General features: G+C 30.3%; 27 protein-coding genes. 14 read left to right on the top strand and 13 right to left on the bottom strand.

Going from position 1 to position 26552, the window contains the following annotated elements; all coding sequences use genetic code 11:
- Positions 1 to 14 precede the first annotated feature (14 nt).
- The gene (locus tag ABDX67_RS12740; protein WP_347175420.1) at positions 15 to 2222 is read left to right on the top strand and encodes a M1 family metallopeptidase; all 2208 of its coding nucleotides are present in this window, start codon (positions 15 to 17) and stop codon (positions 2220 to 2222) included.
- A 70-nt stretch (positions 2223 to 2292) separates the two neighbouring features.
- On the opposite strand, the gene lgt is transcribed toward ABDX67_RS12740, so the two are convergent.
- From lgt to ABDX67_RS12710, 6 genes are all read right to left on the bottom strand, one after another.
- A complete protein-coding gene (gene lgt, locus ABDX67_RS12735; protein WP_347175419.1) occupies positions 2293 to 3141 on the bottom strand; it encodes a prolipoprotein diacylglyceryl transferase in 849 nt (282 codons plus the stop codon).
- 91 nt (positions 3142 to 3232) lie between these two features.
- Positions 3233 to 3466, bottom strand: coding sequence for a membrane protein insertion efficiency factor YidD (gene yidD / locus ABDX67_RS12730; protein WP_347175418.1), 234 nt, complete (start codon positions 3464 to 3466; stop codon positions 3233 to 3235).
- Between the two features lie 80 nt (positions 3467 to 3546).
- Entirely contained in the window at positions 3547 to 5028 is a 1482-nt protein-coding gene (gene cysS, locus ABDX67_RS12725; RefSeq protein ID WP_347175417.1) for a cysteine--tRNA ligase, read from the bottom strand.
- 109 nt (positions 5029 to 5137) lie between these two features.
- Entirely contained in the window at positions 5138 to 6568 is a 1431-nt protein-coding gene (locus ABDX67_RS12720; protein ID WP_347175416.1) for a hypothetical protein, read from the bottom strand.
- Positions 6549 to 7103 carry a hypothetical protein gene (locus ABDX67_RS12715; RefSeq protein WP_347175415.1) on the bottom strand — a complete coding sequence of 185 codons (555 nt, stop codon included), beginning with the start codon at positions 7101 to 7103 and terminating at the stop codon, positions 6549 to 6551. The genes ABDX67_RS12720 and ABDX67_RS12715 overlap by 20 nt, the downstream gene beginning before the upstream one ends.
- Positions 7087 to 7647, bottom strand: coding sequence for an RNA polymerase sigma factor (locus ABDX67_RS12710; RefSeq protein WP_347175414.1), 561 nt, complete (start codon positions 7645 to 7647; stop codon positions 7087 to 7089). Before ABDX67_RS12710 ends, ABDX67_RS12715 begins: the two co-directional genes overlap by 17 nt.
- A gap of 100 nt (positions 7648 to 7747) precedes the next feature.
- Here ABDX67_RS12710 and meaB point away from each other — a divergent pair, with 100 nt between their 5' ends.
- The 5 genes from meaB to ABDX67_RS12685 all read left to right on the top strand — a co-directional run bounded on the left by meaB (position 7748) and on the right by ABDX67_RS12685 (position 14124).
- On the top strand, positions 7748 to 8821 hold the full coding sequence (meaB, locus tag ABDX67_RS12705; protein ID WP_347175413.1) for a methylmalonyl Co-A mutase-associated GTPase MeaB: 1074 nt from the start codon (positions 7748 to 7750) through the stop codon (positions 8819 to 8821).
- 12 nt (positions 8822 to 8833) lie between these two features.
- The gene (locus ABDX67_RS12700) at positions 8834 to 9814 is read left to right on the top strand and encodes a metallophosphoesterase (RefSeq protein WP_347175412.1); all 981 of its coding nucleotides are present in this window, start codon (positions 8834 to 8836) and stop codon (positions 9812 to 9814) included.
- A gap of 124 nt (positions 9815 to 9938) precedes the next feature.
- Positions 9939 to 11366 (top strand): bifunctional metallophosphatase/5'-nucleotidase, encoded by a 1428-nt coding sequence (locus ABDX67_RS12695; RefSeq protein WP_347175411.1) that lies wholly within the window; start codon positions 9939 to 9941, stop codon positions 11364 to 11366.
- Positions 11367 to 11535: 169 nt separating this feature from the next.
- Positions 11536 to 11934, top strand: a complete 399-nt coding sequence (locus ABDX67_RS12690) for a hypothetical protein (RefSeq protein ID WP_347175410.1) — start codon at positions 11536 to 11538, stop codon at positions 11932 to 11934.
- A gap of 186 nt (positions 11935 to 12120) precedes the next feature.
- The gene (locus ABDX67_RS12685) at positions 12121 to 14124 is read left to right on the top strand and encodes an LTA synthase family protein (RefSeq protein WP_347175409.1); all 2004 of its coding nucleotides are present in this window, start codon (positions 12121 to 12123) and stop codon (positions 14122 to 14124) included.
- On the opposite strand, the gene ABDX67_RS12680 is transcribed toward ABDX67_RS12685, so the two are convergent.
- The 5 genes from ABDX67_RS12680 to ABDX67_RS12660 are packed head-to-tail and all read right to left on the bottom strand — an operon-like array spanning position 14114 to position 18046.
- Entirely contained in the window at positions 14114 to 14677 is a 564-nt protein-coding gene (locus tag ABDX67_RS12680; RefSeq protein ID WP_347175408.1) for a phosphatase PAP2 family protein, read from the bottom strand. The two genes, ABDX67_RS12685 and ABDX67_RS12680, sit on opposite strands and share 11 nt — an antisense overlap.
- 3 nt (positions 14678 to 14680) lie before the next feature.
- Entirely contained in the window at positions 14681 to 15754 is a 1074-nt protein-coding gene (locus ABDX67_RS12675) for a peptidylprolyl isomerase (protein WP_347175407.1), read from the bottom strand.
- A gap of 5 nt (positions 15755 to 15759) precedes the next feature.
- Complete coding sequence (gene bamJ / locus ABDX67_RS12670) at positions 15760 to 16485, bottom strand: BamJ family beta-barrel-assembly machinery protein (RefSeq protein WP_347175406.1); 726 nt, start codon at positions 16483 to 16485, stop codon at positions 15760 to 15762.
- A 3-nt stretch (positions 16486 to 16488) separates the two neighbouring features.
- Positions 16489 to 17025 (bottom strand): gliding motility-associated peptidyl-prolyl isomerase GldI, encoded by a 537-nt coding sequence (gene gldI, locus ABDX67_RS12665; protein ID WP_347175405.1) that lies wholly within the window; start codon positions 17023 to 17025, stop codon positions 16489 to 16491.
- Positions 17015 to 18046, bottom strand: a complete 1032-nt coding sequence (locus ABDX67_RS12660) for a DHH family phosphoesterase (RefSeq protein ID WP_347175404.1) — start codon at positions 18044 to 18046, stop codon at positions 17015 to 17017. The genes gldI and ABDX67_RS12660 overlap by 11 nt, the downstream gene beginning before the upstream one ends.
- A gap of 78 nt (positions 18047 to 18124) precedes the next feature.
- Here ABDX67_RS12660 and ABDX67_RS12655 point away from each other — a divergent pair, with 78 nt between their 5' ends.
- Positions 18125 to 19126 (top strand): alkaline phosphatase D family protein, encoded by a 1002-nt coding sequence (locus ABDX67_RS12655; protein ID WP_347175403.1) that lies wholly within the window; start codon positions 18125 to 18127, stop codon positions 19124 to 19126.
- Between the two features lie 53 nt (positions 19127 to 19179).
- A complete protein-coding gene (locus ABDX67_RS12650; RefSeq protein ID WP_347175402.1) occupies positions 19180 to 19599 on the top strand; it encodes a nucleoside-diphosphate kinase in 420 nt (139 codons plus the stop codon).
- Positions 19600 to 19799: 200 nt separating this feature from the next.
- On the opposite strand, the gene ABDX67_RS12645 is transcribed toward ABDX67_RS12650, so the two are convergent.
- On the bottom strand, positions 19800 to 20096 hold the full coding sequence (locus ABDX67_RS12645; RefSeq protein WP_347175401.1) for a DciA family protein: 297 nt from the start codon (positions 20094 to 20096) through the stop codon (positions 19800 to 19802).
- Positions 20097 to 20210: 114 nt separating this feature from the next.
- Positions 20211 to 21290: a DNA replication/repair protein RecF gene (recF, locus tag ABDX67_RS12640; RefSeq protein ID WP_347175400.1), complete on the bottom strand. Its 1080-nt coding sequence runs from the start codon at positions 21288 to 21290 to the stop codon at positions 20211 to 20213.
- A gap of 114 nt (positions 21291 to 21404) precedes the next feature.
- Between recF and ABDX67_RS12635 the strand changes: the two genes are divergently transcribed.
- The 6 genes from ABDX67_RS12635 to ABDX67_RS12610 all read left to right on the top strand — a co-directional run bounded on the left by ABDX67_RS12635 (position 21405) and on the right by ABDX67_RS12610 (position 26549).
- Positions 21405 to 22166 carry a tetratricopeptide repeat protein gene (locus ABDX67_RS12635; protein ID WP_347175399.1) on the top strand — a complete coding sequence of 254 codons (762 nt, stop codon included), beginning with the start codon at positions 21405 to 21407 and terminating at the stop codon, positions 22164 to 22166.
- A gap of 5 nt (positions 22167 to 22171) precedes the next feature.
- Positions 22172 to 22651, top strand: a complete 480-nt coding sequence (gene ribH, locus ABDX67_RS12630) for a 6,7-dimethyl-8-ribityllumazine synthase (RefSeq protein ID WP_347175398.1) — start codon at positions 22172 to 22174, stop codon at positions 22649 to 22651.
- A 122-nt stretch (positions 22652 to 22773) separates the two neighbouring features.
- Positions 22774 to 23049 (top strand): riboflavin synthase subunit beta, encoded by a 276-nt coding sequence (locus tag ABDX67_RS12625; RefSeq protein ID WP_347175397.1) that lies wholly within the window; start codon positions 22774 to 22776, stop codon positions 23047 to 23049.
- Between the two features lie 4 nt (positions 23050 to 23053).
- The gene (gene mutL, locus ABDX67_RS12620) at positions 23054 to 24868 is read left to right on the top strand and encodes a DNA mismatch repair endonuclease MutL (protein ID WP_347175396.1); all 1815 of its coding nucleotides are present in this window, start codon (positions 23054 to 23056) and stop codon (positions 24866 to 24868) included.
- A gap of 11 nt (positions 24869 to 24879) precedes the next feature.
- Positions 24880 to 25605 carry a rhomboid family intramembrane serine protease gene (locus tag ABDX67_RS12615; protein WP_347175395.1) on the top strand — a complete coding sequence of 242 codons (726 nt, stop codon included), beginning with the start codon at positions 24880 to 24882 and terminating at the stop codon, positions 25603 to 25605.
- 89 nt (positions 25606 to 25694) lie between these two features.
- Positions 25695 to 26549, top strand: a complete 855-nt coding sequence (locus ABDX67_RS12610; protein ID WP_347175394.1) for a rhomboid family intramembrane serine protease — start codon at positions 25695 to 25697, stop codon at positions 26547 to 26549.
- The last annotated feature ends 3 nt before the right edge of the window (positions 26550 to 26552 follow it).

Below are 26552 nucleotides of genomic sequence, written 5' to 3'. Positions count from 1 at the left end.
AACAAATACTTAAAATGAAAAAAATCGGATTACTTCTGTTTTCTGTTTTCTTTGTAGTTGCAGCTGGGTTTGCCCAAGAAACTAAAAAGAAAACTCAAAAAGGACACACAGATCAGAACAAATTTAGACAAATGAAAGATGTTTTGGCTACGCCAAATACTGTTCATACTGCTTCTGGAACTCCAGGATATGAATATTCTCAACAAAAAGTTGATTATGTTATGGACATTCGTTTAGACGAAGATGCAAATCGTATTTATGGAGATGAAACTATTACTTATCATAACAATTCTAAAGATTATTTAGAGTATTTATGGGTTCAGTTAGATCAAAACATGAGAGCAGATGATTCTAAAACACCAGATGTAGTTTCTGCAGGAGCATCAGAATTTATTACTCCAGATAACTTCAAAAAATCTTACTTAAAAGAAAAGAAAGGTTTTGGATTTAATATCGAAATTGTAGAAAGTAATGGTAAACCATTATCGCATTTTATTAATAGAACAATGATGCGTATTAATTTGCCAACTGCTTTAGCTCCAGGAAAAACATTTAAATTTAGAATTAAATGGAATTATAAAATAAACGACATCAATAAAGATGGCGGTAGATCTGGTTTAGAAACTTTTCCTGACGGAAATAACAACTATACTATTGCACAGTTTTTTCCTCGTTTAGCAGTTTATAACAATGTAGAAGGATGGCAAAACATGCAATTCTGGGGAAGAAGTGAATTTGCTCTAGAATTTGGAGATTATGATGTAAAAATTACAGTTCCTGCTGATCATATTATGGAAGCAACTGGTGAATTACAAAACGAAAAAGAGGTGCTGACAAGAACACAACGTAATCGTTTTGAAAAAGCTAGAAAAACTTTTGATAAACCAGTAATTATTGTTACTCAAAAAGAAGCAGAAAAGACAGAGAAAGGACGTTCTAAAAAAATGAAAACTTGGCATTTTAAAACAAAAAGAGTGCGTGATTTTGCTTTTGCAACATCTCGTAAATATATTTGGGATGCAATGGCTGTTAATATAAATGGTAAAACTGTAATGGCAACTTCTTTATATCCAAAAGAAGGAAATCCTTTATGGGAAGAGCATTCTACAAGAGCAGTTGCTAATACATTAGTAGAATATTCTAAATTAACTTTTGATTATCCGTATAGCAAAGCTGTTTCTGTACATTCTGAAAGACAAGGAATGGAATACCCAATGATTTGTTTCAACTTTGGTCGTCCAAACCCAGATGGAAGCTATTCTGACAGAACAAAAAAAGGAATGATTGGTGTTATTATACACGAAGTTGGTCATAACTTTTTTCCAATGATTGTGAACTCAGATGAACGTCAATGGACTTGGATGGATGAAGGTGTAAATTCTTTTGTAGAAATTTTAGCTTCATTAAAATATGATCCTGAATTATTTGCAATAAACCCAGCAAAAAATATTACAAGATATATGGGAGGAGATCAATCTAACATTTCTCCTATTATGTCTCAAGGAGATTACGTAAAACAATTTGGACCAAACGCTTATACAAAACCAGCTGCTGGTTTATATATGTTAAGAAAAACAATTATGGGACCAGAATTATTTGATCATGCATTTAGAACCTATTCTCAACGTTGGATGTTTAAACACCCAACTCCAGCTGATTTCTTTAGAACTATGGAAGATGCGTCTGGAATGGATTTAGATTGGTTTTGGAGAGGTTGGTTTTACACAACTGATGTAACCGATATTGGAATTAGCAAAGTAACTCCTTTATATGTTACGGATAAACAAAGTGATAGAATTAAAAATATTATTAAATCAAATCCTAGAGCAAAAGCGTATATTGATAATTTAGGAGAATTGGTTTTTTTATCTGATAAAAAAGAAGATTTAAATACTTCTATTTTAAGAAAGCATGTAAAAGATGCAAATGATATTACTCCTTATGTTTATCAAGTAGAGTTTGAAAAACCAGGAGGTTTGGTAATGCCAATTATTGTTGAACTTACTTATGCAGACGGAACAAAAGAAAGAAAAACGTTTCCTGCTCAAATTTGGATGAAAGATGACAATAAAGCAATGAGAGTTTTTGCTTCAACGCAAGAAATTACAAGTATTGTTGTTGATCCAGATTTAGAAACTGCTGATGTAGATACAACAAATAATAGCTGGCCTAAAAAAGAAGAAACAAAATTTGATAAATTTAAAAACAAAGTAAAGGGATAAAATCTTTTTTCTTGTAAAAACTAAAAGCCCAATCTTTCGATTGGGCTTTTTATATATAGTAAATTAAGGATTATTTTTTACTCTTAAAAATTAAGAACAATCCAATTAAAACTAACGGAATACTTAATACTTGACCAGTATTTAATGAGTTAAACACCCAATCTTCACGTCCATCAACTTGTGCTTCTTTTAAGAATTCTATTACAAAACGCAATGCCCACAACACTGCAAAGAAAATTCCGAATAAATATCCAGATTTTTCTTTAGCATCTGTTTTCCAATACATTCTCCAAAGAATAAAGAATAAAATTAAATAACTAAATGCTTCATACAATTGCGTTGGATGTCTTGGAATAGTTTCTCCTGCTTTTTTAAAGATTACTCCAAAACTACTTCCTGTTGGTTTTCCATAAATCTCTGAGTTAAAAAAGTTTCCCATTCTAATAAAAAACCCAGCTAAAGCAACCATAATTCCCATTCTATCTAAAATAAATAAGAATGGTTTATTGATAATTTTTTTGCTATAAAAATACAAAGCAGCAATAATTCCGACTGCTGCTCCATGACTAGCAAAACCAGTATAACCAGTAAATTCCCAACCTTTTATCATTCCGAATAGCGCAGTTGAATCTGCATTTTCTTTAAATGGTAAAATGATTTCTAATAAGTGATGTTGGTAATAATCCCAACTATAAAAAAACACATCTCCCAAACGCATTCCTACTAACATAGAAATAAACGTGTACATAAAAAGTGCATCTAATTTTTCTACAGGAATTTTATCTTCGATATAGATTTTTTTCATCAATCGTAATCCTAAAACAAAAGCAACAACAAACATTAAACTATACCATCTAATTACAAAAAAACCTAAATCGATTCCTAATGATGGATCCCAAACTATTGATAAAAAACTCATATTTATTATTTTTGTCATTGCGAACAAAATAAAGTAATCTGTTAATTTTAATGAGATTACTTCGTCGTTTGCACCTCGTAATGACGATTATTTATTCTTTCTTTTCTGGAACCGGATCATACCCTTGTCCGCCCCAAGGATGACAGCTAAAAATTCTTTTTAATGCCAACCAACCACCGGTAAATAAACCGTGTTTTTGTAATGCTTCTACTGTATAGTTAGAACATGTTGGTGAATACCTACATGTTGATGGTGTAAATGGAGATATTGCTGTTTGATAAAAACGAACTAATATAATAAACGGATATGTCAATACTTTTTTCATTTGCTGAAATTGAGATTTCTCGACTCCGCTCGAAATGACAATCCGTTGATGCTTTGAAATACGTAATTCATAATTCGTTATTAATTGATTGAAAAAGTTGTCCCTTCTCTCCCGTCTTTTAACTGAATTCCCAACACCAACAATTCATCTCTAATTTGATCTGAAAGCGCCCAATCTTTATTATCTCTTGCTTCCTTTCGCAATTTAATTAACAATTCCACTACTCCGTCAATTTTATTAGAACTATCTTGTTTTGTTTCATTGGTCAAACCCATGACGTCAAAAACAAAAGCATTGATTGTTTTCTGAAAATCTATTAAATCACTAGCAGAAATAGTTGCTTTTTGCTCTCTTAATTGATTGATAACTTTAACAGCTTCAAATAAATGCGCAATTAAAATTGGTGTATTAAAATCGTCATTCATTGCATCATAACATTGCTGTTTCCATGCAGAAACATCAAAACTTGATATTTTACTCGTTTGAATATTTGGTAATGAATTTACCGCATCCATCAATTTATAATAGCCTTTTTCTGACGCTTCTAAGGCATCACTCGAAAAATCTAAAATACTTCTATAATGCGCTTGCATATTAAAAAAGCGAACAACACTCGGTGCAAATGCTTTGCTTAAAATGTTGTTTTCTCCTGTTAAAATCTCATTTGGCAATACAAAATTCCCTGTTGATTTTGCCATTTTTTGGCTATTTAACAACAACATATTTGCATGCATCCAATAATTTACGGGTTTGTGTCCACTACAAGTTTGCGATTGTGCAATTTCACATTCGTGATGCGGAAATTTTAAATCCATTCCACCTCCATGAATATCAAATTGTTCTCCTAAATATTTTGTACTCATTACAGAACATTCTAAATGCCAACCTGGAAAACCATCAGACCAAGGCGATGGCCAACGCATAATGTGTCTTTCATCTGCTTTTTTCCACAGTGCAAAATCTTGCGGATTTTTCTTATCCGATTGTCCGTCTAGAGCTCTTGTATTATGAATGGCATCTTCCATTTTACGACCAGAAAGAATTCCGTAATTATTTCCGCTTTCGTTATATTTTAGTACATCAAAATACACAGAACCATTTACTTCATATGCAAAACCTTTCTCCATGATTTCTTTAATCATTTCAATTTGCTCTACAATATGTCCGGTTGCTGTTGGCTCAATACTTGGCGGTAAAAAATTATATTTTTCTAAAGTTTGATGAAAATCAACGGTGTAACGCTGCACCACTTCCATTGGTTCAATTTCTTCGATTCTTGCTTTTTTAGAAATTCTGTCTTCGCCTTCATCAGCATCATTTTCTAAATGACCAGCATCGGTAATATTACGAACATAGCGAACTTTATATCCTAAATGTAGTAAATAGCGAAACACCATATCAAACGACATAAATGTTCTTACGTTTCCTAAATGAACATTGCTATAAACAGTTGGGCCACAAACATACATGCCAACACGGCCTTCTGTGAGTGGTTTAAAAAGCTCTTTGCTTTTGCTAAGTGAATTGTAGATTTTAAGCTGATTCTCTTTATAGATTTCCATTTATTAACGTGCGTTTATAGAAATGTAAAGATAGTGAGTTTTACGGAAAGAGAAAACGGGAATTTGTTAGAAGTTTGATAAAATAAAAAGTAGTTTGTTACACAATAAATTATTGTTTTTTAATTGTAATTTTACTCTGATTCCCTTTAATTGTTATGCTATTATTCTTTAGTGTAAAATTGCCGTTTAATGTAAAATTCTTAGAGCCTTTCTTATTAGAATTTACATTATCTGCTTGTAAAATTTTTAAAAATTCTTTTACGTTTTTCAAATCTATGGTTGCATCAGAAAAATTTAAGTCAAGTTTAAAATTTTGTAAACCAGAAACTACTTCCGAGATAATCAATTCGCCAAACTTGCTCGTTACATCTACATTATTGTTTAACTTCTTAATTGTTAATCCAGACGAATTAGACGATAATTTGGTATTGATAACCGATGCAATTGTTGCATCGGTTATGTTGTTTAAAGATAAAGTACTTGCAGACAAAACGTCTACATTTACTGGTGCGTAATAAATATCTAGGTTTCCGCCATTTATTTCATCAGAATTAAAAGAACCGTAAGAAACTTTACCCGAAGTTTTTCCTTTTGGTAGTTTTACTTTACTATGTCTTGTATTTAAATCGAAGGTTGCGTTTGCAGGAACTTTAATAGTAATTTTTCTAGTAATTTTTACTTCCTTTTTATTCTTACCATCTTTAATCACAATAACATTTTCGCCATTTCTATAGCTGTTTGCCATTTTTATTTTCATCTGCTCGATGCTCTTTTTTGCTTTGGCTAAGCTTTCTTTTATTTTTACTTTGTCAACTTTTTCGTATTGAATCTTCGCTTTTTTAAGCTGTTCTTGAATCATTTCTTTGTCGATCTTTTTTATGCCTTCTTGTGCCTTTTTAAGTCCTTTTTTAATATCAGCTTTCATGTCTTTATAATCTTTCGATTTTTTAAACTTTTCCCACTCTTCTTTAGTCTTAATTACAATTGTTTTTTGCTTTCCGTTTGATTTATAAGAAAACGTTTTTGTATCGTCTTCATCAAAATCATAACTATCTAGCTCAACATCGATATTATTAAATATTTCATCAAAATCAATATTAATTTCTGGTATTTTTATATCTAACTCTGGAAATTTAAAATCAAAATTAAATTCTGGAATGTCGATATCTATTTCTGGAATTGTAATGTCTCCTAAATTAAAATTGAAATCGTTGTTTCCAAAATCTAAAAAACGGTTAGCATTTGCGTTTACTTGTACTTTACTTTTATTTCCTAAAGCTTCAAATTTCCAGTTTTTTAAAAATTTTGCTGCTTCTTTTTTAGACAACCCTTCTACGGTAATTACTGCGCTTACAGCAACTTCGTTTCGGTTCCACGTAGTTACATTAATATCTGCATTGGTTGCATTTATAGCAAGAACTACATCTTTATTTACTTTAAAGTTCTCTGTAAATTTTTTATCAAATTTTTGTGCTTGTAAACTGCTTATTAAAAAAGCTGCAATCAAAAATCCAATACTTTTATAAGTTTTGAGTTTCATTTTGTGTTGAATTTAATTTTTTTAATTCGTTTAACTGTTTTTTTAATCGCTGCAATAACTGTAATCGTAATTGCAAATTGTTTATCAATGCATTGATGATTTCATCATTAACTCCTTTTGTATTGAGCTCTGTAGTTAATGATTTGTATTCAGTGGTTAGCTCGCCAATTTTAGCTAAATAACCATCTAAAATTTCTTTATTTTTTTCGTTAACATCTAAATTACTAATCTCGTAATTGATGCTATTTACATAATAGTTTTCTATCGATTTTAACTCAGGAGATAAACTTCCTAAACTAATTTCTTTGGTTGGTTTTATATCTTCCGACGTTGGTTCTATTCCAAAATAACCAATTGCTAAACTCACAATCAATACAACAGAAGCTGCTATTTGCAACCATCTATAATTTCTCTTTTTTGGCTGATGATTCACTTCTTTTAGCAATCTATCTTGAAAATTATTTCTGTGATTTGCCGATAAAGAAACGTCTTTGTTCTTATAATTTTTCATGATTTCTCTAATATCCTTCGACATAATTTTGTTCTTTTAAAAGTTCTTGTAATTGCTTTTTTCCTCTCATTAAATGCGTTCTCGAAGCAACTTCTGTAATTCCTAATACTTGTGCTATTTCTTGATGATCGTATCCTTCTAATAAATATAATGACAACACAACACTATATTTTTCTTTTAAACTGTTGATTGCGTTTACAATAAAATCTGCTTGTAAACTATGTGCAATACTCCAATCTTCATTTTCCTCTACTCGCTCATAAACCTCATCATTTAGAGAAACTATTTCTAGCTTTCTTTTCTTTAACCAATCTAAACTATTGTTAATTACTATTCGTTTTAGCCAAGCTCCAAAAGTAACTTCTCCTTTAAAAGAATTGATGTTTTGAAATGCTTTTATAAATGAATCTTGCATAATATCTTCTGCAACAAAACCATCTTTTACATATCTGTTTGCTATGATACACATTGCTTTGCAATACAAATCATACAGTTGCATTTGCGCTTTTGCATCATTCTTTTTACAAGCATCAATTAAATGATTGTGTAATTCTTTTGTTTGACTCATTGTTGATTAATTACCTTAAAGACGAAGCTTTTTCGGCTGTGTTGCAAAATGCAATTATTTTATTCATAAATTTACATTAATTATTTTGTCGATTCTACTTATGAACCAGAAAAAAAAATCTGCACTTCAAGAAAAACAAGGCGTTAACCAACCAGAAACGACCAGCAGTTTTGCCGCACAACAAATTAAAAAAAGCAGAAAAAAACAATTTACTGTAGATGAGTTTGTTTCAAAAATTGTTGCAGGAGATATTACTTTTTTAAGTAGAGCAATTACTTTGGTAGAAAGCACCAATGCAAAACATCAAGAAAAAGCCAACGAAATTTTAGAACGTTGTTTGCCTTTTGCAAATAAATCTGTTAGAATCGGAATTACTGGCGTTCCTGGAGTTGGAAAAAGTACGTTTATAGAAAGTTACGGAAAACACTTAACCAATCAAGGAAAAAAAGTTGCTGTTTTGGCAATAGATCCAACAAGTTCTATCAACAAAGGAAGTATTTTAGGCGATAAAACTAGAATGGAAGAATTGGTGACAGACGAAAATGCATTTATCAGACCTTCGCCTTCTGGATCTTCTTTAGGTGGCGTTGCTCAAAAAACACGCGAATCTATTATTCTTTGTGAAGCTGCTGGTTTTGATACAATTATTATTGAAACGGTTGGCGTTGGACAATCAGAAACTGCTGTACATTCTATGGTAGATTTCTTTTTATTATTAAAAATTTCTGGAGCTGGAGATGAACTACAAGGAATTAAACGCGGAATTATAGAAATGGCAGACGCTATCGTCATCAATAAAGCTGATGGGCAAAACGTACAAAATGCAAAAATTGCAAAAACAGAATTTAACAGAGCGTTGCATTTATATCCGCCAAAAGAAAGTACTTGGCAACCAAAAGTGTTAACGTGTAGCGCAATAGAACATAACGGAATTGCAGAAATTGATGCAATGATTTCTAAATATTTAGAAATAACTTGTAAAAATGAATATTTTATCAAACGTAGAAACCAACAAAATATGTATTGGTTAAAAGCAACGATAGAGCAACAATTAAAAGATGCATTTTACGCAAACAGCAACGTAAAAAATCAACTAGAAAAAGAAATACAAAAATTAAAAGAAGGAAACACAACGCCTTTTAATGCCGCAAAACGATTACTAAATTTACAATAACACAACTAGATAATGTTTAAAAAAATTACACTTCTATTTATATTTTCGATAACGATTGCTTTTAGTCAAGAAAAAAATCAATATAATATTTCTACATTAAACGATGGTCCTTTTATTTTTATAGAACAAGATAAATTAGTACAAAAAAAAATAATTAATGGCGAAGTTTTTACTAAAAATCTTCCTTTAAGTGCTTATAAAACCACGTTTACTCCAGAAACTTCAACTTATAAAAACATTAGTAAAATTGCTGCATTAAGCGATATTCATGGTCAATATGATTTAGCTATTACACTTCTAAAAAATAATAAAGTAATTGATAAAAACCTTAATTGGAAATTTGGTAAAGGTCATTTAGTAATTGCTGGAGATATTTTTGATCGCGGTCCAAAAGTGCATGAAACCTTATTGTTAATGTACAAACTTGAGCAACAAGCAATAAAGAAAGGCGGTCGTGTTCATTTTTTATTAGGAAATCATGAATATATGGTGTTACATAACGATTTAAGATACATCCATAAAAAATACAACGAAGTTTCTAAATTACTAAATGTTAGTTATGATGAGTTGTACGGAAAAAATACTGTTTTAGGAAGATGGCTTCGTTCTAAAGCAACTATTATAAAAATAAATAAAGATTATTTTGTTCATGGTGGAGTTTCGAAAGATTTTATAACAAAAACAAATTTTTCTAGTGAAACAATCCACACAATCAATAACACAATGAGAACTTCAATTGATAGAAGTAAAAACGAAATGAAATCTACCGATTTTTATAAAACCTATTATAGTACAAAAAGTTTAATTTGGTACAGAGGTTATTTTTATGACAATTTAAAAGACACAGAAATTAATGATATTTTACATTCTCTAGACGCTAAACATATTATTGTTGGTCATTGTTCTAATAAAGAAGTTGTACAATTATTTGATCATAAAATTTTTGGAGTAGATTCTAGTTTAAAAAAGGGAAATACGGCGAATTATTATTGATTAAAAAAGACAAATACCAACGTAGAACTTTACGAGGAAAAAACAAAGCATTTTCTAAAGAAGTAATAAATAATCAATCGTAAATAAGAATAAGTAAATTTAGATTTTTACCATACAAACACATATGAAAAGACATTTTTTATTTCTTAGTTTCCTTCTTGTTCTCATCAGTTGTTCTAACGGACCTTCTTCACTTCCTGCTGAAATAACAGATAAAAATTTAACCATTTTTATTACCAATGATATTCATGGAAAAATAGACAATTTTGCTAAAGTAAAATATCTGGTAGATGAAGAAAAGAAAAAAACCAATGTGATTTTAACTAATTCTGGAGATATTTTTTCTGGAAATCCCATTGTAGATAATTATCCTCAAAAAGGGTTTCCAATTATCGATTTAATGAACCAAGTTGGTTATGATATTTCTGTGATTGGAAATCACGAATTTGATTATGGAGAAGCCAATTTAAGAAACAGAATGCAACAAGCCAATTTTAAATGGGTTTGTGCAAATGTAGAAACCAGCGCTTCTGTGATTCCGCAACCACCAGCATATACATCAATATCTGTAGACGGAATAAAAGTGAGTTTTTTAGGTTTGGTAGAGACCGACGGAAAAGAAAATGACATCATTCCTTCTACGCATCCTTGGCGCGTTAAGAACTTAACTTTTCAAAATCCTGAAGATGTTGTTCGCAATTATGAAAATGTAAAAAGCCAAGAAAATGCTGATTTATTTATCGCCTTAACACATATCGGACATACAAAAAATAATTCTTTAGGCGATTTTCAACTAGCACAACAATTCCCGATTTTTGATTTAATTATTGGCGGGCATTCAAACGGAAAAATTAATACAGTTATCAATGAAATTCCTGTTTTTCAAGCAGGAAACAATTTAAATTATATTGGTAAAATTGAGTTGACAATTCGTGATAGAAAAGTGCAAACAATAGATTTTGAATTGATAGATTTAAATGCAGTTACACAAGAAGATGCTGCTATTAAAAATAGTATAGACACGTACAATGACAATCCGTTTTTTAAAGAAGTAATTGGATTTTCTCAAGTTAACCACGCAAGAGCACAAGTTGGTGATTTTACTGCGGATGCTTTACGATTGCAAATGGGCGTTGATGTTGCGTTTCAAAATACTGGCGGAGTTCGTGCAAATTTAGATCAAGGCGATATCACAAAAAAAGAGATTTTTCAAATACTGCCATTTAACAATCCAGCTGTAACGTATTCTATGACTGTTGCAGAAATTAAAGCCTTTTTAAAAGGTTCTGGAACCGGTTTGTATTATGCTGGTATTACGTTAGAAAAAGTGAATGCTGATATTGTTGTAAGAGATTTAAACGGTGCTATTATTGCGGATTCGACTACTTTAACTGTTGGAGTAAACGATTATATTCCTGCAGTGTACGATACGTATTTTCCTGCTTCTAAAATTGTAAGCACAAAAACCGATGCAGAAACCGTAATTAGTTATTTAGAAAACATCAACAATCAAGTAAACTATTCTGGTAGTAATAATTTTTTTAGGTATTAATAACCAAAAACACAACTCTGTACAATGCAATAGTTTAACTTGTTTCTAAGCTTATTTTTAGTAGACATAATTTTATTGTAATATAGAATCTTTTATGTTATTTAATTACTTAAAAACAATCACAATTATAAATATTTTTATTATTTTTAAAAAAATTAAACAACAAAAGATGAGAATTTTAAAAACATTTGGACTACTAATGTTCATTTCATTTTCAATTAATATTCAAAGTCAATCAAATATTGATTATAATAAGCTTGCAAAACTAATTTTTAAAAATCCAGGTAAAGTTGTTCCTGGAAACCTCTTTTTAGTTGTAAAATATAATGACAAAAAAGGGCAAGCAAAACAACTTATTAAAACAGAAATTAAAATTAAATATCTTGAAAGAAAATATAGTAAAAGCCAACTATCTAGAAATAGGTCTAAAAGAAAAGAATATAATAATTTGGTTTTAAAAAAAAGAGAATTACAAAAAAATCTTTATAATTTGTATCATAAATCTGATCACAATGAGTTACTAAGAAAACATAATAAAAAAGCGTTAGAAGAAGCATTTGGATTATAACAACCCTACCTTTAGGATTAAAGAGTTTACCATCATTTTAAAATTGGGGTAATATTTTATAATATATTAATACGCATCATCATACAAAATTGACCACATTTTTTTAGTTTACGTCTAAATAACCCACTAATTTTCTGTTCGGTTTGTATTTGCTAATTCAATATCTTTGCTTTTCTAAAAAACAAGATGCAACAAAGAATACCTACTTATATAAAATACCTTTTTGTACAACTCTTTTCTATTGCGGTGTTTGCATTGTTGTTTCGGTTGGTCTTCTATTTCTTTTTTACACAATTAAATTCGGTTTCAACGTCAGAAATACAACAAGCTTTTGGTTTGGGTATTCGTTTTGATATCAAGTTAGCAACCATAGTTGTTTTTCCTATTGCAATTTTATTATTTATTGTAAATCAACGTTTTTTTAAACACCGTGTTTATAAAAAGATTAGCACCATTTATTTTACCGTTTTCTATTTGGTACTCACATTATTTTACTTGGTAGATTTTGGCTATTACGATTATTTAAACATTCGTTTAGATGCTGCTTCGTTACGTTTTTTAAGCAATCTTGATATTTCTACACAAGTATTGTTTGAAAGTTATCCTGTATATAAAGGCTTGTTTGGTTTGCTTATTTTAGGAATTATAATTTATAAACTCAACTCGTTTATTTATAAAAAATTTGCTGTTGCTACTACTCCAATTTCTAAAAAGAAAAAAGCAATTTTTATTGTGATTCCGTTTTTTGTGTTGGCATTCTTTATTTACAACAGTTTTACGCATTATCCGTTGCGTTGGAGTCAGGCGTTCTTTTCTAAAAATCAATCGGTAAATCAGTTTGCGTTGAATCCTATTTTATATTTCTACGACAGTTTTGCTTTTAGAAGTGATGGTTTTGACCTCGAAAAAACAAAAAAATATTATCCTTCAGTTGCCAAACAATTGCACTTACCAAAAGACAGTTTAAACTTTCAAAGAAGGGTTTTAAAAAACGATTCTATCACCAAAAAACCAAACGTAGTAATTGTAATGTTAGAATCTTTAGGAGCAGCGCCAATGAGTTATTATGGCAATCCGATTAATACAACTCCGAAGATGGATGGCATCTTAAAACACAGTGCTAATTTTACCAATTTTTATGTGCACAAAGCAGGAACTGCTGGAAGTGTTTTTGCAAGTATTACTGGTTTGCCAGATGTAGATAATGTAGAAACGGCTTCAAGAAATCCGATGGTGATTGACCAACGTATTATTTTTGATCAGTTTGATGATTACGAAAAATTATATTTTTTAGGCGGTAGCGCCAATTGGGCAAATATTCGCGGAATTTTTCAATCGAATATTACAGATTTAAAAATCTTTGAAGAAGGCAGTTATCAAGAAGAAAACCGAGCAGATGTTTGGGGAATTGACGATTACGAATTGTTTAAAGAATCTGACAAAGAATTGCAAAAATTACATCAACAAAACAAACCATTTATTGCGTACATACAAACAGCAACCAATCACATGCCGTTTACAGTTCCTGATCAAAAAGGAAGTTATAGACCTTTAGCAAAAGATGAAATCAGTAAAGAATTGTTAGAAAAATCTGGTTTTAAATCTGTCGCACAAATCAACGCATTGCGATATTTAGATTTTAATGTGGATATATTTTTAAAACGCGCAAAAGAAGCAGGTTATTATGATAATACTATTTTCTTGTTTTTTGGAGATCATAATACAGCGATGAATCCGGTTGATTTTTTAGCAAAGAAAGAATCCGCTTTAGGAACCGTTGTACATCACGTTCCGTTTTTTATTCACGCTCCAAAATTTATAGCAGCTAAAATATATCCAAAGTTTACAAAATTGGTAGATGTTTTACCAACTGCTGCGAGTTTAGCAAACATCAATTATACAAATTACACCTTAGGTTCTAATGCGTTAGATTCTGTACAAGCAACAGATTTTGCTTTTTTATATCAAGCAATTAATGGCGAACCAGCAATTAGCTTACTACAAAATGATTATTACTATACGTTAACAACCGTTTCAAACACAGCAAATTTGTATGATTTTAATGGAGACGATTTAACGGATATTAAAAAAGACCATCCAAATGTTACCAAACAAATGGATAGTCTTTTAAGAGGTTATTACAATGCTACAAAGTACTTGTATTATAACAACAAGAAAACTAAGCAGTAAATATTTTCTTTACTAAAAAGTGCTGCAATTTAAATGCAGAAAAACCTATAATTGTTCCGATTGTTGCGCCAGTTAAAATATCTATCGGAAAATGAACTCCTAAATACAATCTGCTATACGCAAAGAAAATTGGAAATATAAATATGTATTTTATGTACTTATAACTTTCTTTAAACAAGAAATAGACAAACACAGAAAATGTCATTGATGTAGTTGCATGTCCAGACGTAAAGCTATAACTCTGTGGAGTTATCAACGTTCTTAGCACATCATTTATACTGGTATCGTTGTTAGGTCTTAAGCGTTCAAAAGTAACACGAATTAAGTTTGTAAATTGATCAGAAAATGCAATTAAAACAATGACAAAAAAGAAAATAAATCCGCCTTTTTTCCAACCAAATTTCTTAAAAATCAAAAAGATAATTAGCAAAAACAACGGAGCCCAATTGAATTGATTTGTAATAAACAACCAAAATGGATCCCATTGTTCGCTTCCTAAACTATTTAAATAGATTAGTAATTCTTTGTCTTTTTGAATTAAGATATCAAACATGTTTTACTTTCCTACTTTTAAAATTTCTAATTCAAAAATTAAATCAGATTTTGCAGGAAAAGGTCCATAAGCTCTTTCGCCGTAACCTAAGTTATACGGAATAAACAAACGAGCTTTATCACCTTGTCTCATGTTTTCTATTGCTTCATTAACACCTGGAATCATTGGTTGTTGACTTAATGTAAAAGTAAATGGATCTTTATCAAACGTACTTTGAATTGGTGTTCCGTCTGCTAACATCATATTATAATGCATTGTTGTTGGTGTTGTTGCAGAAAACTTTTTTCCTTTGCCTTTTTTAAGTGTTAAAATGCGTAATCCAGATTCAGTTTCTGTTGCTTTATCAAATCCTTGTGCTTTTTGATAAACTACTTTGTCTTTTAAGAATTTATTATATCTAGCAACTTCTGCTTTTTGAGCATCTTCAATTCTTTTTTGTTTTGCAGCTACAGAGTTTTTCATTTCTGTTTCAAACACCTTTGCTGCATCAAATCCTTTTGCTTTGCTACCAACTCTAATAATAGTTACTTTTTTAATTGTATCTTTTACTTCAATTAAATTCACTATATCTTGTCCTTTTTCTACTTTTCCAAAAACAGAATGAATTCCGTCTAACCAAGGCGTTTCTTTATGTGTAATAAAAAACTGACTTCCGTTTAATCCTGGACCACCATTTGCCATTGATAAAACTCCAGCTGCATCGTGTTTGTATTTAAGACTTCCAATAGAATCTCTTGGAAATTCATCTTCAAAAACATAACCTGGACCACCAGTTCCGTTTGCTAAAGGATCACCACCTTGAATCATAAAATCTTTTAAAACTCTATGAAATAATAATCCGTCGTAATATTTTTTTCCTTTTAATGAATCTGAAACACTTGTGTTTTCTCCTTCTGCTAAAGAAACGAAGTTAGAAACTGCTAATGGTACATCTTCTTGATATAATTTAAGTACAATATCTCCTTTATTAGTTTCAATATCTGCATACAAACCATCTTTTAGGTCTGGATATTTTGCTGGTTTACAAGCAGCTACAAGTAAAATTGCAACTACAAAAAATAATTTAAAAAATTTCATAATGTTTATTTAGTTTTTACGATTTCTATCAATTCTAAGTCAAACACCAATGCGGTAAAAGGTCGAATTAATTTGCTTTTATACGTTGAGCCATAAGCCAATTCTTGCGGAATAAAGAAACGATATTGTGCGCCTTCTTTCATTAATTGTAACCCTTCTGTCCAGCCTTTTATAACGCCATTAACTTTAAATTCTGAAGGATTTCTATTACTTCTAGAGCTTTCAAAAACGGTTCCATTTATTAGTTTGCCAGTATAATGGACTTTTACAGTTGAAGTTGCAATTGGCTTCTCTCCTTTACCTTCTTTTAGAATTTTATATTGCAAACCACTCTTTGTGGTAATAATTCCTTTTTGGTTTTTATTATAGGCTAAAAACTCTTCTCCTAACCTTTTAACTTCTGCAAATTTTTTCTCAACTAAAGCTTTAGATTCTAGTTGTTGTCTATTAATTTCTTCGATTCTTCTTTGTTGTGCGAACGCATTAATAATAGTTAAATCTTGAGGTTTTAATAATAAGCCAGAAGAATCTATTGCGTTTAAATATCCTTGTATAAACAAATCTGAATCTAATTTTCCAAAGTTGGCTTTTAATTTTACTGCCAAGTCAACTCCTAAAGCATAGCTAACAGAATCTATTTTTGAATCTAATTTTTTTGTATTGTAGTTGTTTTTACAAGAAACTATTGATAAACTTAATAATGCAAATACTAATAATTTAAAAATTTTCATTTTTTAATTTTGTTTGATTGATATTAATGTTACTGTACTTTTTATTGTTTGATTGATTCCTATTTTATTTTCATCGCCAACCAAGCCAAAAGCTCTGTAAGACGGAATGACAAAAGTAATGGTTTCTCCTATTTTCATCAACTTTATTCCTTCTTGCAATCCAGGAATAAAATCTTCTTTGTCTATTTTGTAATTTTTAATTCCTAATTCTTCTTTTGTATAAAAAACATTGTCGTATAAATCTGTTATATCGTAAGATATTTCTACAACATCACCAATTTTAGGAGTTTGTGTATCTCTTTCTTTTTTAGTGATGTAAGAATACCAAAAACCATTTGTTGCTACATTATATTGTTTGGTAGAATCTTGTGAAATATAGTTTTCTATCACGTTATTTTCCTGTGCAATTAACTTTTTCTTTTGTTCTAAAGTCTCAGATAATATGGTGGTTGTTTTTTGCACAACGGGTCTTCTTGCTTCTTGTTCTTTACAAGAAAAAAGTACTAACAAACCTAAAAATAAAATTGCATTATGCTTCATAAGAGTTCTGTAATTGATTCTTATAGTTTGGTAATAATGATGTAAAATATTCAACAGTTTTTTTAAGCGATAAATCTGATTTTCCTCCAGCAGCATTATCGTGTCCGCCACCATTAAAATAATTTCTTGCAAACTGATTTACAGAAAACTTACCTTTAGAACGGAAAGATATTTTAATTATTTTTTGCTCTTCATCTTCAATAAAAATTGCTGCAAAAACAATATCATCTAAAGAAAGTGCATAATTTACAACTCCTTCTGTATCGCCTTTTTTATAATTAAATTTCTTCTTTTCTTTTTCAGAAAGCGTAATAAAAGCTGTTTTATATTCAGGAAATATTTTTAAGTTTGTTAAAGCTTGTCCTAATAACAATAATCTATTGTACGAATTAGAATCGTACACATTGCTGTGAATCTTATCGTTCTCTGCTCCTTTTTCAATTAATTTCGCAACAATTCTATGCGTTTCACTAGTTGTAGATCTAAAACGAAACGAACCAGTATCAGTCATTATTCCTGTATATAAACACGTTGCAATATCTTTTGTAATTGCATCGGTATCTTTTAACATATCAAAAAAATGATATACCATTTGCGCTGTAGAACAAATCGAAGTATCAGAATATAAATAAGTAGCAACATCGTCTGGTTGTTGATGATGATCTATCATTGCAAAATCATTTTTATAAGTTTCTAACGTTTTTGCCATGTTGTCTCCAACTCTATGCAACGCATTAAAATCTAGTAAAAAAATAATATCAGAAGTATCAATTGCTCTTTTTGCTTGTTTATTTTGCTTGTCAAATAAAATCACATCCTCACTTCCTGGCAACCAACGTAAAAAATCTGGATATTCATTTGGTGCAACAACTGTTGCAGAATGTTTCTTAGAATTAAAGTATTGACATAACGCCAAAGTTGAACCCATTGCATCTCCGTCAGGGTTTCTATGTGGTACAATTACAATATTTTTTTTGGTTGATAAAAACGATTGTAATTTATTTAATTGTCCTTTCTCCATAAGTTGCGAATATACGATATAATCCTAAATTTGCTAAACAATTAAATCTTACATTTGTGTTAAATCAATTGTAAAAAAATGAAAAAAATCATCTACTTACTAACGCTGTTTTTTGTATTTAGTTGCAACACTAAAAATGAAGAGTTTATCATTTCTTTTGGCTCTTGTAACAAACAATATGTAGAAAACATTTTATGGCAAGAAATTGCTAAAAATAATCCTAAAGTTTGGATTTGGGGCGGAGATAATGTGTATTCTGACACTGATAGTATGCCAAAATTAAGAGCAGATTACAAAATGCAATGGAATCAAAAAGGATACAAAGAATTTATCAATTCTGTGGATGTTTTAGCAACTTGGGATGATCATGATTATGGTTTAAATGACGGCGGAGTTGAGTTCTATAAAAAGAAAGAAAGCCAACAAGAATTTTTAGATTTTTTAAAAGTTCCTAAAGAGGATGCCAGAAGAAAACAAGAAGGAGTTTATCACACAAAAACCTATAAAACAAAACAAGGAAGTATCAAAGTAATCGTTTTAGACACACGCTATTTTAGAAGCGGATTAACCATTTCTGAGGATAAAACTAAAAGATATCAACCTAACAAATATGGAGAAGGAACAATGTTAGGAGAACAACAATGGAAATGGTTTCAAAACGAATTATCAAATTCAAAAGCAGATTTTAATGTAATTGTAAGTAGTGTTCAGTTTTTATCTTACAAACACGGCTTTGAATCTTGGGGAACTTTTCCGCACGAAGTAGATAAAATGAAAAGTATTATTCAATCTTCAAATGCAAAAGGCGTTTTAATTTTATCAGGAGATAGGCATATTTCTGAATTTTCTGGAACAAAAATTGAAGGCTTAGAATATCTTTTAGTAGATTTTACATCAAGCGGATTAACACATTCTTATACTGGTTTTAAAGGTGAAGAAAATCCAGACAGAATTGGAAAAGTAGTTCCAGAATTAAGTTTCGGAATCTTGAAATTTGATTTTAAAGCAAATAAAATTACCATGCAAATGCGCGGTAAAGACAATATATTACAGCAAGAATATATTCAAAGTTATAATTAACTTGTAATTAACAGATAAAAGAGTATTTTTGCACAAAATTTTTAAAAATAGAGATGGCAACAAATAGAACATTTACAATGATTAAGCCTGATGGAGTTGAAAACGGACACATCGGAGCAATCTTAGAAAAAATTAACGCGGCAGGATTTAGAATTGTTGCAATGAAATTAACTCAAATGACAAAAAGAGATGCAGAAGCATTTTACGCAGTTCATAACGAGCGTCCATTTTTTGGTGAGTTAGTAGAATTTATGACTCGCGGACCAATTGTTGCCGCGATCTTAGAAAAGGACAACGCAGTTGAAGATTTTAGAGCTTTAATTGGTGCTACAAATCCAGCTGAAGCTGCAGAAGGAACAATCAGAAAATTATATGCAACTTCTATTGGAGAAAATGCTGTACATGGTTCTGATTCTGATGAAAACGCTGCTATTGAAGGAGCTTTTCACTTCGCAGGAAGAGAAATGTTTTAAGGAGTAGATCCTAATAAAACGCTTAACTATAAAAACTCGCTGCAATTGCAGCGAGTTTTTTTGTTTTAAATTTTTACTAATAAAAGAGCCTTCGACTCCGCTCAGGCAGTCAGCTATATATTCATTGAAATTGTTCACTGACAACTGATAACTGAGAACTGAAAACTGAAAACTGATAACTGATAATTGATAATTGATAACTACACCAATAAGATTTTAGAAATCAACTCTTCGCCCATTTCTTCATTCATTAGTTTGATAATTTTTTCTTTTCCGTAACTCAACTCTTCACGCAAAACAGAAGACGACAAAGAAATTACCAAGGTTTTGTTTTGCAACTGCACTTTTTCTGTATAAGAAACAACGCCTTGTCCCATTAGTTTTGCCCAAACTTCTTCTATTTTTAGTTTTTGCATTCCTTTAGAAAGGTTGTTTTCTTTTATAAAAGAACCCATTAAATCTTTTACCGAAAAAGCATCGTTTTCTCTTTTTGACATGATTTTATTTTTAGTCATTGCGAAGTTTTTAATAAAAAACTGTGGCAATCTCATTACTTATAAACAGGTTACTTTCTACCTCTTAAACTTTGCATCTTTGTACCTTTTTCAAACTTACAACTTAAACATCTGATACGGTTTATTACTTTTTTTAATTACTTCTTCTGTTCTTTCTGCGTGTGTATCTGTGATAAAAATCTGACCAAACTCATCCTTATTTACCAGTTTAATAATCTGTGAAACTCTATGTTCGTCTAATTTATCAAAAACATCATCTAATAACAAAATAGGAACTACAGAAGCTTGTTCTTTTATAAACTGAAATTGCGCCAACTTTAACGCAATTAAATACGATTTTTGCTGACCTTGAGAACCAAATTTCTTAATAGGGTAACCACCAATTTCAAAACTTAAATCGTCTTTATGAATTCCAACTGAAGTATACTGTAAAATTTTATCTTTTTCTAAGCTTTGTGTTAATAGTTTTTCAAAAGATAGAATTTCTAACTGACTCTTGTAAACCAAATTTACGGTTTCTTTATCTTCAGAAATAATTTGATACTTCTCATTAAAAATTGGCACAAAACTGTCTAAAAACTTTTTACGTTTGTTGTAGATAATGGTTCCGAAAGAAATGAGCTGTTCGTCGTAAATTCTTAAATTCAACGCATCAAAAGTTCTATTTGCGGCAAAATATTTTAACAACGCATTTCGCTGACTTACAACTTTATTATACTGAATTAAACTTTGTAAATATTCTTTGTCTTGCTGAGAAATAACTCCGTCTATAAACTTTCTTCTGGTTTCACTTCCTTCAACAATTAAATCTCTATCTGCAGGCGAAATAATTACCAACGGCAATTGTCCAATATGTTCAGAAAATTTTTCGTAGGCTTTGCCATTTCTTTTCAATACTTTTTTCTGTCCTTTTTTTAAACTACACACAATTTTTTCGTCTCTTTCTCCTAAAATATAGTTGCCTTCTATCATAAAAAAATCTTCTCCGTGTCTAATATTCTGCAAAGCAACCGAATTAAAGTAACTTTTTGCAAAAGACAAATAATAAATAGCGTCTAAAACATTGGTTTTACCAATACCATTATTACCTACAAAGCAGTTTATTTTCTCCTGAAAATCAAATGTTTGAGAAGAAATATTTTTAAAATTGACTAAAGAAATTTTTTGTAAATACATGTATAACTATTATCAAAAGTAAGAAATCGCAAATTATTGAAAATTTAGCGAATTATCTGTTTTTAAAATCCAATAAAATAAACTATTTTTGCGCCTACTAATTTTTTAGCGAACATGGCAACATACAAGAAAAGAGGATCAAAACCAAAAGACAATAGAGCGCAAGCTCAAGAACAAAGTACAACTGCAGAAGTATTTAATACTTTAGACGAAACTGCATCAAGATCTGAGAAATGGATAGAAAAAAACAGCAAACCATTATTTTATGGTTTAGTGTTAGTTGCTGTAGTAATTTTAGGATATTTAGGTTACAGTAAATATGTAATAGAACCTACCGAAAAAGAAGCTGCAAACGAATTATCTTTTCCAAGAAAATATTTTAACGAAGCAAACACTGTTTCTGTTGGTGTAGATTCTTTACTAAACCTAGGATTAGAAGGAGCTGACGGGAAATATGGTTTTGTTGACATTGCAAATACTTATAGCGGAACATCTGCTGGAAATTTAGCAAATTATTATGCTGGACTTTCTTACTTAAAATTAAAACAATACGATAAAGCTGTTGATCATTTATCTAAATTTTCTTCGGATGATTTAGGAATTGGACCTGTTGCTTTAGGTGCAATTGGTGATGCTTTTGCAGACATTAACCAATATAAAGATGCTGTTGATTATTATTTAAAAGCAACGAAAAAAGTTAACAATTATACTACACCATTATTTTTATTTAAAGCAGGTCAACTTTCTATGAGTTTAGAAGATTACAACCAAGCATTGTCTTTATTTAAAAGAGTAAAAGCTGATTTTCCAACTTCTTATCAAGCTGGAGAAATAGATAAATATATAAGTAGCGCAGAATTTGCTGCTAAAAACTAAGCTTTATGGCTACAACTAATTTATCATATTACGATAAAGCAACAATCCCAAATGCGAAACCTTTTCGATTTGGGATTGTTGTTTCTGAATGGAATCCAGAAATTACAAGAAATCTTCAAAAAGGCGCTATCGAAACTTTAATTGATTGTGGCACAGAAGAAAGCAACATTATTTCTTGGGATGTTCCTGGTAGTTTTGAATTGGTATATGGTTGTAAAAAAATGATAGAATCACAAAAAGTAGATGCTATTATTGCAATCGGAAATGTAATTCAAGGAGAAACAAAACACTTCGATTTTGTTTGTGAAGGCGTTACACAAGGAATTGTTGACTTAAACATAAAATACGATGCTCCTGTTATTTTTTGTGTTCTTACAGACAACACAAAACAGCAATCTATTGATAGATCTGGCGGTAAATTCGGAAATAAAGGAATCGAGTGTGCTATAGCTGCGGTAAAAATGGCAGCATTAAGACAGTTTTAACAAGATACTTTTTAACAATCCTTGACCACTTCTTTTTTATTCTGTAAATTTGACTCATAAGCTTATGTTGGTTTGATTTTTGTTATAAAAAAATCAATAATCTTAATTCACTTACATTAATTATGGGATTTCTAAAACGCACCAATAAAAAATTTGAATACAAACCTAGATTTTATAAAGGAGAAGGAAATCCTTATGAAATTAAGCACAAGTTTGATGAATTTAGAACTACAACTGGGAAAAACAAAAATTTAAAAACAAAATTTGTTACTGCTTGGGATGAATTAAAAGAATCTAGAGGAAAAGGAGTAAATAAAATCTTAGTTACAATTATTGTTATTTTAACGTTCTTGTTTTTACTCTTTATCGATTTTGATCTATCTATCTTTTTACAATAAATAGATGTCAGATATTATTCAATTATTACCAGATCATGTTGCTAACCAAATTGCCGCAGGAGAAGTTGTACAAAGACCTGCTTCTGTTGTAAAAGAATTGTTAGAAAATGCAATCGATGCTGATGCAACTTCTATCACTTTATTAATTAAAGATGCTGGTAAAACCTTAATTCAAGTTATTGATGACGGAAAAGGAATGAGTGCTACAGATGCTCGTTTGTCTTTTGAACGTCATGCAACTTCTAAAATAAAAGATGCACACGATTTGTTTAATATCAACACAAAAGGTTTTCGTGGCGAAGCATTAGCTTCTATTGCAGCTGTTGCACATGTAGAACAAAAAACAAAAGAAGAAGCAGAACAATTAGGAACTCAGATAAAAATTGAAGGCAGTAAAATTACTTCGCAAGAAGTGATTTCTACATCAAAAGGAACCAGTGTTTCTGTAAAAAATTTATTTTTTAACATTCCTGCAAGACGAAACTTTTTAAAATCTGATGCCATAGAAACGCGTCATATTATAGACGAATTTCAGCGTGTTGCTTTGGCGCATCCATCCATTGCTTTTTTATTGCATCATAATGGCAATGAAGTTTACAATCTGAAAGAAAGTAATCTTAGAAAAAGAATTGTTTCAATTTTTGGAGCAAAAATGAATGAAAAATTAGTGCCGATTGATGAAAAAACAGATTTAATTTCTGTTCAAGGTTTTGTTGCAAAACCAGAATTTGCAAAGAAAAAAAGAGGTGAACAGTTCTTTTTTGTAAACGATCGTTTTATAAAGAATTCATATTTAAATCACGCTGTTGTAAATGCCTTTGATGGTTTGCTAGAAAAAGGTGCGCATCCATCGTATTTTTTATATTTAACCGTACCAACAAGTAGTATTGATATCAATATTCACCCAACAAAAACAGAAATTAAGTTTGAGAATGAAAAAGATATTTACGCCATTTTAAGAGCTACTGTAAAGCATAGTTTAGGGCAATATAATGTTGCGCCAGTTTTAGATTTTAATAGAGATAGCACATTAGATACGCCTTATAATTTTAAAGCAAAAACCAACGCTTCTACTCCAAAAATAACGGTTGACCCAAATTTTAATCCGTTTAAAAAAGAGCAACAAAATCAGCATCCAAAAGATGTTTCTTTCCAAAAAAGTTCTCAAGATTGGGCAAGTTTATATACGCCATTTGAAACTAGTGAAAACACAAATCAAGAAGCCCTTTTTCATCAAGATGAAACTACAGAAACTGGAAAAACATTTCAGATTCAGAAAAAATATTTGTTAAGTTCTATCAAATCAGGAATGGTTTTAATTCATCAGAATTTAGCGCATCAACGTGTTTTATATGAAGAATTTTTAGAAAGCATTACTGTAAATGAAGCTTTGAGTCAACAATTATTATTTCCGGTACACATTTCATTTTCTAAAAGCGATATCGAAATGATTGACGCAATGAAAGCCGATTTAGAAAATACCGGGTTTTTATTTGAATCAATTTCTGATGAAGCTGTTGTAGTAAAAGGAATTCCGACTTCAATTACTGAAAGTCAAATTTCATTGATTTTAGAACAATTGTTAGACGACATGAAAATTGAAGTTTCAGAATCTAGTTTTAGTCATTTTGATGTGATGGCAAAATCATTTGCAAAATCATTGGCAATTAAAACCGGAACAACACTTAACGCCAAAGAACAAGAAAATTTGGTGCACGATTTATTTTCGTGCAAAGAACCATCTGCTGCTCCATCAGGAAAAGCTACGTTTAAAACATTAACAATAAAAGAGATTGATGCTATTTTTAATAGTCATTAAAAAATATAAAAATGGGTAGAATTACAGAAGCAATAAAGCATTTAATTATAATTAACGTTATATTTTTTGCTATTCCGGAGTTGATGAAACTAGACATCGCTCAATATCTTGCCTTGTATTTTCCGAAAAATGAAAACTTCGGAGTTTGGCAATATGTTTCTCATATGTTTATGCACGGAAGTTTTATGCACATTGCATTTAACATGTATGCTCTGTGGGCATTCGGAACACCGTTAGAACAAATGTGGGGAAAAAATAAATTTATCTTTTTCTACTTTTCTGCCGGATTAGGAGCTGGAATTATTTATACATTGGTAAATTATTACCAGTTTAATGGTGTATATGAGCAACTAATAAATATGGGAGTTTCTATTGCAGATATACAAAACATTTTAGATACTGGAAAATACAATGATGCGTTAATTACTTTAAGCAATAAAGAAATGAGCGAGTTTTATAGCTTGTATCACACACCAGCAGTTGGAGCATCTGGAGCAGTTTATGGAATTTTAGTTGCCTTTGGGATGACATTTCCTGATGCAAAATTAGCTATCATATTTTTCCCGGTTCCAATTGCAGCAAAGTACTTTATTCCATTAATGTTATTAGGAGATTTATTTTTTGGAGTTACAAAATATTCAATCGGAAATATTGCGCATTTTGCGCATATTGGAGGTGCAATCATTGGATTTATAATTGCTTGGTATTGGAAAAAGAATCAATTTAGAATGCATTAATTAATCGTCATTACGAGGAAGAATGACGAAGTAATCTCAAAATTAAGATTGCCACAGCAAATTAAAATTTGCTTCGCAATGACAAAAAAATGAATATTATAAACACATTACAAACCAAATTTAAATACGCCAATATTGTAGAGAAATTTATCTCAATCAATGTTGCAGTTTTTGTGTTGCTTTTTATATTCAATACCTTAGGCTATCTTTTTAAAGCAAATAGTATAATTGTAAATTGGTTTATTCTACCGGCAACTTTTGACGGATTTATCACCAAACCATGGACCATTATTACTTATGGTTTTGTACATGTAGATTTTTTACACATTTTAATGAATTTAATTTCGATGTATTTTATTGGTAATTTATTTATCCAGTATTTTACGCCGAAACAATTTATTTCCTTTTACATTTTAGGAACGTTGTTTGGCGGAATTGTATTTCTATTAAGTTATAACTTCTTCCCTGCTTTTACGAACGACGTTTCTAATAGCTTTTTGCTTGGTGCTTCGGCTGGAGTTTCAGCAATTTTTATCGGATTGGCAACTTATATTCCTAATTATCAATTTAAAATTCCGTTAATAGGCTTTGTAAAATTATGGCATTTGGCAGCAATTTGGGTGCTGTTAGATATTATTCAAATTCCCACAGGAAATGCTGGCGGAAGATTGGCGCATATTGGCGGAGCGTTATTCGGGTTCATTTATGTAAGCCAAGCTAGTAATACAGAAATAAAAGTTTGGAGTAAAATAGTTGGTTTTTTCATTTCAAAAAAGAAACCTTTAAAAACAGTTTACAAATCGAAAAAATCTGCTCCAAAAAAACAAGCAAATACAACTTATAAGCAGCAAAAAATAAATATTATTTTAGATAAAATTAGTAAATCTGGATACGATACGTTGTCAAAAGAAGAAAAAGATTTTTTATTTAAACAAGGAAAATAATAG

Origin of the sequence: Polaribacter uvawellassae, assembly GCF_039748955.1 — a bacterium.
Lineage (GTDB): Bacteria > Bacteroidota > Bacteroidia > Flavobacteriales > Flavobacteriaceae > Polaribacter > Polaribacter uvawellassae.
Note: the sequence above shows the minus strand (reverse complement) of the source record. Positions and strands in the feature narration are given on the sequence as shown.